Source organism: Nocardia veterana NBRC 100344 (assembly GCF_000308855.1).
Lineage (GTDB): Bacteria > Actinomycetota > Actinomycetes > Mycobacteriales > Mycobacteriaceae > Nocardia > Nocardia veterana.
On record NZ_BAGM01000024.1, the window covers coordinates 22,321 to 29,682 of the forward strand.

The following is a 7,362-nucleotide window of genomic DNA, read 5'->3' on the forward strand; positions in this document are numbered from 1 at the left end:
TTCCTGGACAGCCGGTAGTTTACGCGAGGGCGATCGGCCGTGACGGGCCTCCTACCCAGACCCAGGAAGACGGTCCGCCGATATGCCACGCGGGCCGCGGGCAGGTGGGATTGCCCCTTATTTGCGAGGTCGGGAGCGTATCGAGATGGCAATCACCGCGGACGACGACGCCCGTACGGCGCGGTTGGACGAACTGCCGATCCGGCCGGTGCATCGCAAGCTGGTCGCACTGGTCGGCATGGGCCTGTTCTTCGATCTGTACGAGCTGTTCCTGGCCGGCACGATCACGGGGGTGCTGAAGCAGCAGCTGGAGCTGTCGACCTATCAGCTCAGCGGCATCCTGGCCTCCGCCTTCGTCGGCCAGTTCCTCGGCGCACTGGTCATCGGCCGGCTGTCGGACGTGGTCGGCCGGCGCCGGATGTTCATGATCAATATCGGCGTGTACGCCGGCTTCACCCTGCTCGGCGCGTTGAGCCCCAACGTCTGGTTCCTGATGGCGACGCGGGTACTCGCCGGACTCGGGATCGGCGCGGAAATGACCGTGTCCGACACCTATCTGTCGGAGACGGTGCCGCCGCAGGTCCGCGGCCGGATGATCGCCATCGCCTACACCATCGGATTCTGCGCGGTCCCGACCGTCGGCTTCCTGGCCCGGTGGCTGGTTCCGCTGCAACCGTTCGGCACCGACGGCTGGCGCTGGCTGTTCGTCTTCGGCGGACTGGGCGCCGCGCTGGTGTTCGTCGCCCGTCGCCACATGCCCGAATCTCCGCGCTGGCAGGCCCAGCGGGACCGGTCCACGACCGGCCCGGCAGCTGCGAGCAGGCGGGCGAGGCCGGCGTTCGCCGACATTCTGCGCGGCGCCAATCGCGGCCGCACCCTGCTGTTCTCCGCGGTGATGATCCTGCAGGTGTTCGGTTACTACGGCTTCGGCACGCTGGCGGTGCTGGTGTTGCAGCACAAGGGGTTCACGGTGGTGAACTCGCTGGGCTATCTGACCGTCACCTATCTGGGCTATCCGCTGGGTTCGCTGCTGTCGATTCCGCTGATCGAGCGCACCGAGCGCAAATATCTGGTGCTGGCGTCGGCCGCGCTGATGGCGGTGTTCGGCCTGGTCTTCGGATTCGCGACGAGCGTGCCGCTGATTCTGCTGTCGGGCGGACTGTTCACCCTGGCCAGCAACGTCTTCTCCAACGCTCTGCACACGTACCTGCCGGAGTCGTTTCCCACGACCGTGCGCGGCACCGCCTCGGGTACGGCTTATTCTCTGTCGAAACTGAGCACGGCCGTCCAGCCGTTCGTGCTGCTCCCGCTGCTGGACAGCCACGGATCCGGTGCGGTGTTCACGGTGATCACGGTCGCGCTGGTGCTCATGCTCGGATTGATCGGGGCGTGGGGCCCGCTGACCGGGCGCGGTCCGCTCGCCGACCACTAGCCGAAGCGGTGCGGGCGGTGCGCGGGACCGCGGCCGAGGGGGGCGCGGGGAACCGCATTTGGCCGGATCGTGGGCGCGCGGGTAAGCTTGGTCGGCGGTGCACCTGCCCGACGTCTGCGCTCATGCGACTACGTGTCCGCATGGGGCTTACGAAGAGTATGGCACCGGGTCGACTGGAGTGCACCGGTAACTGCAGTGACAAGCTAGCCGAAGAGTTGAGACCACACCGGGTTTCAGCGTAAGCGGGATCGCGGAGGATATGGCGAAGAAAGACGGGGCCATCGAGGTCGAGGGTCGAGTTATCGAGCCGCTGCCGAATGCGATGTTCCGCATCGAGCTGGAGAACGGTCACAAGGTTCTCGCGCACATCAGCGGCAAGATGCGTCAGCACTACATCCGCATCCTGCCCGAGGACCGCGTGGTCGTGGAGCTGTCTCCGTACGACCTGTCCCGCGGTCGCATCGTCTACCGCTACAAGTGAGTTTTCCGGGGAGCGATCCCCGGAGGGAGTTCGGGAGTCTCGGCTCCGGGGCTCTCGTGGCATTCCGGGGCTCCGGCCTCGGGATCTGCGACAAAAGACTTCCCCAGTCATACGACTGGGGAACACCTGTGTTCACACCCCTGTGAACCACAACCAGATTGGACGGACGTGAAGGTTCAGCCGAGCGTCAAGAAGATCTGCGAGAAGTGCAAGGTGATCCGCCGTAACGGCCGGGTCATGGTGATCTGCGACAACCTGCGTCACAAGCAGCGTCAGGGCTGACCTGGACTGCGCCCCGACGCGGGGGTTCACCAGCCAAGCACCGAACGCAGTTCGGATTGGCACAGAAAAAGAAGACCTCCCAGCGCCAGTCGCCGTCGGCGAGCTCGCCGCCTCGGAAACGAGCGGAGAGCGGACGGACGACCTACCCCCGGAACGGAGGCCGGGGCCCCAGCTGTAGCAGAATTCGCTGCTCGCAGCGCGGGGACGGACAGGGAGCAGACCTCCGCAACAGTAAGGAAGCTGCCACATGGCACGTCTGATGGGCGTCGACCTCCCGCGCGAGAAGCGCATGGAGATCGCGCTGACCTACATCTACGGCATCGGTCGCACCCGCGCCAAGGAAATCCTGGACGCCACCGGCGTCAGCCCCGACCTGCGGTCGAAGGATCTCAGCGACGACGACGTCACCCGGTTGCGCGATTACATCGAGGCGTCGGAGTTCAAGGTCGAAGGTGACCTGCGCCGCGAGGTGCAGGCCGACATCCGCCGCAAGATCGAGATCGGCTGCTACCAGGGCATCCGCCATCGCCGCCACCTGCCGGTGCGCGGACAGCGGACCAAGACCAATGCGCGCACGCGCAAGGGTCCGAAGAAGACCGTCGCCGGCAAGAAGAAGTAGGGATAGCGAATGCCTCCTAAGAGTCGGGCCTCGGGCCCCAAGAAGTCCCAGAAGGCGCGTCGCCGGGACAAGAAGAACGTTCCGCACGGCCACGCGCACATCAAGTCCACCTTCAACAACACGATCGTCTCGATCACCGACCCCGAGGGCAACGTGATCTCGTGGGCGTCGTCGGGTCACGTCGGCTTCAAGGGTTCGCGTAAGTCGACCCCGTTCGCCGCGCAGCTCGCCGCCGAGAACGCCGCTCGCAAGGCGCAGGAGAACGGCGTCAAGAAGGTCGACGTGTTCGTCAAGGGCCCGGGTTCGGGCCGTGAGACCGCGATCCGCTCGCTGCAGGCCGCCGGCCTCGAGGTGGGCACGATCTCCGACGTCACCCCGCAGCCGCACAACGGCTGCCGTCCGCCCAAGCGGCGTCGCGTCTAGCGGGAAAGGATTAGCGAAAAATGGCTCGTTATACAGGCCCCATCACCCGCAAGTCGCGTCGTTTGCGTGTCGACCTCGTCGGAGGCGACCAGGCGTTCGAGCGTCGCCCCTACCCGCCCGGCCAGCACGGCCGCGCGCGGATCAAGGAGAGCGAGTACCTGCTCCAGCTGCAGGAGAAGCAGAAGGCCCGCTTCACCTACGGCGTCATGGAGAAGCAGTTCCGCCGCTACTACGAAGAGGCGAACCGTCGCAAGGGTAAGACCGGCGACAACATGCTGCAGCTGCTCGAGTCGCGTCTGGACAACGTCGTGTACCGCGCCGGTCTGGCCCGGACCCGTCGCCAGGCTCGCCAGCTGGTCTCGCACGGCCACTTCCTGGTGAACAACCGCAAGGTGAACGTCCCCAGCTTCCAGGTCTCCCAGTACGACATCATCGATGTCAAGGAGAAGAGCCTGGGCACGCTGCCGTTCCAGATCGCCCGCGAAACCCAGGGCGATCGCCCGGTGCCGGGCTGGCTGCAGGTCGTTCCGAACCGACTGCGGATCCTGGTCCACCAGCTCCCGGAACGTGCGCAGATCGATGTGCCGCTGAACGAACAGCTCATCGTCGAGTACTACTCGAAGTAAGCCGTTCGTGCTGCTGGTGGGTGAGCGCGCCGATCGTGCTCACCCACACCCCAGTTCGTGGGCGTCAAATAGCGGGCGCCCCTGAAGGAGGAGATCCTCATGCTGATTTCACAGCGACCCACACTGGCCGAAGAGGTTTTGGCCGAGAACCGCTCGAAGTTCACCATCGAACCCCTCGAGCCGGGCTTCGGTTACACCCTCGGCAATTCGCTGCGCCGTACCCTGCTGTCCTCGATTCCGGGGGCCGCGGTGACCAGCATCCGCATCGACGGCGTGCTGCACGAGTTCACCACCGTCCCGGGTGTGAAGGAAGACGTCACCGACATCATCCTGAACCTCAAGGGCCTGGTCGTGTCGTCCGAAGAGGACGAGCCGGTCACCATGTACGTGCGCAAGCAGGGCCCGGGCACCGTCACCGCCGGTGACATCGTGCCCCCGGCCGGTGTGACCGTGCACAACCCGGACATGCACATCGCCACCCTGAACGACAAGGGCAAGCTGGAGATCGAGCTCGTCGTCGAGCGCGGTCGCGGCTACGTTCCCGCCGTGCAGAACAAGGCGTCGGGTGCGGAAATCGGCCGGATCCCGGTGGATTCGATCTACTCGCCGGTGCTGAAGGTGACCTACAAGGTCGAGGCCACCCGTGTCGAGCAGCGCACCGACTTCGACCGGCTCATCCTGGACGTCGAGACCAAGAACTCGATCTCCCCGCGGGATGCGCTGGCGTCGGCCGGTAAGACCCTGGTCGAGCTGTTCGGCCTGGCCCGCGAGCTGAACGTGGAGGCCGAGGGTATCGAGATCGGGCCCAGCCCGGCCGAGGCGGACCACATCGCCTCGTTCGCGCTGCCGATCGAGGACCTGGACCTCACCGTGCGCTCGTACAACTGCCTCAAGCGCGAGGGTGTGCACACCGTCGGCGAGCTGGTTGCGCGGACCGAGTCGGATCTGCTGGACATCCGCAACTTCGGCCAGAAGTCCATCGACGAGGTCAAGGTCAAGCTGCATTCGCTCGGCCTGTCGTTGAAGGACAGCCCGGCCTCCTTCGATCCGTCGAGCGTCGTCGGCTACGACGCCGCCACCGGAACCTGGAGTGACAGCGGCTCCTTCGGCGACACCGACAACGGCGAGCAGGACTACGCCGAGACCGAACAGCTCTAGGCCTTCGGGGCACAGCCCCGTTCGGCCTTCCCACAAGGAGAACACCAATGCCCAAGCCCAAGAAGGGTGCTCGCTTCGGCGGGTCGGCGTCGCACCAGAAGGCGATCTTCGCCAATCTGGCCACGGCGCTCTTCGAGCACGGTCGGATCACGACCACCGAGGCCAAGGCCAAGGCGCTGCGCCCCTACGCCGAGAAGCTGGTCACCAAGGCCAAGGCCGGTACGCTGGCCGACCGCCGTGAGGTGCTCAAGGTGATCCGCAACAAGGACGTGGTGCACGAACTCTTCGCGAACATCGGACCGTCGTTCGAGGGTCGCGAGGGTGGCTACACCCGGATCATCAAGACCGTGCCCCGCAAGGGTGACAACGCGCCGATGGCGATCATCGAGCTGGTCCGGGAGAAGACCGTGACCAACGAGGCCGATCGCGCTCGCCGGGTCGCCGCCCAGCAGGCCAAGACCGAGGCCGCGGAGGCCAAGGCCACCGAGGCCACCGAGGCGAAGGCCGACGACGCTGCGGAGGCGAAGGCCGACGAGGCTGCGGAGTCCGCCGAGGCTCCGGCCGAAGACAAGGCGGAATGAGTTGGTCCCCGCCGCGCGCGGGGACCTCTCGATCTGCGTCGGGAATTCACGAGTGAGCCCGCCGTCCCCTCCGGGTCGGCGGGCTTCGCTCATGTTAACCAGGAAATGGCTGTGACCATGCAGGATCCGGTGGCAACCTCGGTTGCGGTTCGAGTACGGCTCGATATCGCCTACGACGGCACGGACTTCACCGGCTGGGCCCGTCAGCCGGGTCTGCGCACCGTGCAGGGCGTGCTCGAGGAGTCGCTGAGCAAGGTGCTGCGCGAACCGATTCAGCTGACCGTGGCCGGCCGGACCGATGCCGGCGTCCATGCCGAGGGGCAGGTCGCCCATTTCGACACCACCGCGCTGCCCGACTGCGACAAGCTGCTGCACCGGCTCGCGCGGTTCCTGCCGAAGGATGTCCGGGTCACCGGAATACGCCCGGCGCCACCGGAATTCGATGCCCGGTTCTCCGCGATCCGCCGCCACTACGCGTATCGGCTCACCACCGCGCCCTACGGGGCGCCGCCGCTGCTGGCCCGCAGCGTGGTCGCCTGCCGACCCGGCGTCGATCTCGACGCCATGCGGGAGGCATCGCGGAAGCTGTTGGGACTCCACGACTTCGCCGCGTTCTGCCGTCGACGCGAAGGGGCCACGACGGTCCGCGAATTGCAGCGCTTCGAGTGGGTCGCGACGCCGATCGGCGGTCCCGGCGTGGACCGGCCCGGTTCCGAACCCGAAGCCGCCATGCTCACCGCGTATGTCAGCGCCGACGCGTTCTGCTGGTCCATGGTGCGTAGCCTCGTCGGTGCGGTACTGGCGGTGGGGGAGGGGCGGCGGACCCCCGAGTGGGTGGAAAGCCTGCTCGGCCAACGGGAACGGTCCAGTGCGGTCACGGTGGCACCGGCGCACGGCCTCAGCCTGATCGGCGTCGACTATCCGGCCGATGCCGACCTCGCCGCTCGCAACGCCGAAACTCGGGAAATGCGCACCATCCCCGCGGCCGACGGGTGCTGCGGCGGCTGATCTCGGGCACAGACGTGCGGCCCCGCGAGATCGCGGAGCCGCACGCGGTCGCTGTTCGAGGATTGCGCGTTCTCACCTCCCTTGCCGACGCGATGATTCTCCGGTTCCGCCCGCGCGGCCGGCTACCTTCGACCGGTGAATGGTGTTGTGAGGGTGGCGCTCTCACCTGTTTCCGGCGGCGCGGGCACGTCGACGGCTCGGACGACCGCGGGCCGCCCGGTCAGCTGCTCTCGGCGTGGCCGGCCTCGATCGTCTTCGGGCCCTGGCTCATTCCGTTGATTTCGATCCGGCGCGGCTTGGCCTTCTCGGCGATCGGCAGGGTCACCGACAGCACGCCGTCGTTGTAGGTGGCGCTGATGTGGTCGGTGTCGATGCCCTCACCGAGGGACAGCTGCCGCATGTATGTTCCCGCGAAGCGTTCCGACGCGATCCATTGCACATGTTCGTCACCGGGCAGGCTGCGCTGCGCCTTCAGCGTCAGGATGCCGTTGTCCACGCTCACCTCGACGGATCCGGGGTCTACGCCGGGGAGATCGGCATTGAGCACGTAGTGGTCGCCGGCCTTGAACAGATCCATCGGCATGAAACGCGGAGCGCGTGCGGTTCCGGCGGTATCCCCGAGAAGCTGCCGGGCGACGGTGTCGATGTCGTGGAACGGGTCGAACCTCAGCACAGGAATCACCTCCATATCCAGTGGTGACGCTCGCCCCGGCGGCGAGCGCCGTAAGCTGTTCGACTCCAAATTTAGACCG

Annotated in this window: 10 protein-coding genes; 9 read left to right on the plus strand and 1 reads right to left on the minus strand. The window is 66.6% G+C overall.

Annotation, left to right across the window (positions count from 1 at the left end):
• The first annotated feature begins 145 nt into the window (after nt 1–145).
• The 9 genes from ON37_RS04290 to truA all read left to right on the plus strand — a co-directional run bounded on the left by ON37_RS04290 (nt 146) and on the right by truA (nt 6,610).
• The gene (locus ON37_RS04290) at nt 146–1,432 is read left to right on the plus strand and encodes an MFS transporter (protein ID WP_040716914.1); all 1,287 of its coding nucleotides are present in this window, start codon (nt 146–148) and stop codon (nt 1,430–1,432) included.
• A 259-nt stretch (nt 1,433–1,691) separates the two neighbouring features.
• Nucleotides 1,692–1,913, plus strand: a complete 222-nt coding sequence (infA, locus tag ON37_RS04295; protein ID WP_003886926.1) for a translation initiation factor IF-1 — start codon at nt 1,692–1,694, stop codon at nt 1,911–1,913.
• A 168-nt stretch (nt 1,914–2,081) separates the two neighbouring features.
• A complete protein-coding gene (gene rpmJ / locus ON37_RS04300) occupies nt 2,082–2,195 on the plus strand; it encodes a 50S ribosomal protein L36 (RefSeq protein WP_025347279.1) in 114 nt (37 codons plus the stop codon).
• Between the two features lie 247 nt (nt 2,196–2,442).
• Entirely contained in the window at nt 2,443–2,814 is a 372-nt protein-coding gene (gene rpsM, locus ON37_RS04305) for a 30S ribosomal protein S13 (protein ID WP_040716917.1), read from the plus strand.
• Nucleotides 2,815–2,823: 9 nt separating this feature from the next.
• A complete protein-coding gene (gene rpsK / locus ON37_RS04310; RefSeq protein WP_025347281.1) occupies nt 2,824–3,237 on the plus strand; it encodes a 30S ribosomal protein S11 in 414 nt (137 codons plus the stop codon).
• A gap of 20 nt (nt 3,238–3,257) precedes the next feature.
• Nucleotides 3,258–3,863 (plus strand): 30S ribosomal protein S4, encoded by a 606-nt coding sequence (gene rpsD, locus ON37_RS04315; protein ID WP_040716918.1) that lies wholly within the window; start codon nt 3,258–3,260, stop codon nt 3,861–3,863.
• Nucleotides 3,864–3,962: 99 nt separating this feature from the next.
• Nucleotides 3,963–5,021 carry a DNA-directed RNA polymerase subunit alpha gene (locus ON37_RS04320; protein ID WP_025347283.1) on the plus strand — a complete coding sequence of 353 codons (1,059 nt, stop codon included), beginning with the start codon at nt 3,963–3,965 and terminating at the stop codon, nt 5,019–5,021.
• Nucleotides 5,022–5,068: 47 nt separating this feature from the next.
• Nucleotides 5,069–5,602 carry a 50S ribosomal protein L17 gene (gene rplQ / locus ON37_RS04325; protein ID WP_040716921.1) on the plus strand — a complete coding sequence of 178 codons (534 nt, stop codon included), beginning with the start codon at nt 5,069–5,071 and terminating at the stop codon, nt 5,600–5,602.
• A 105-nt stretch (nt 5,603–5,707) separates the two neighbouring features.
• Entirely contained in the window at nt 5,708–6,610 is a 903-nt protein-coding gene (gene truA / locus ON37_RS04330; protein WP_051031192.1) for a tRNA pseudouridine(38-40) synthase TruA, read from the plus strand.
• A gap of 220 nt (nt 6,611–6,830) precedes the next feature.
• Here the strand turns inward: truA and ON37_RS04335 are convergent, their stop codons facing one another.
• Nucleotides 6,831–7,283 (minus strand): Hsp20/alpha crystallin family protein, encoded by a 453-nt coding sequence (locus ON37_RS04335; protein ID WP_040716927.1) that lies wholly within the window; start codon nt 7,281–7,283, stop codon nt 6,831–6,833.
• Nucleotides 7,284–7,362: the final 79 nt, after the last annotated feature.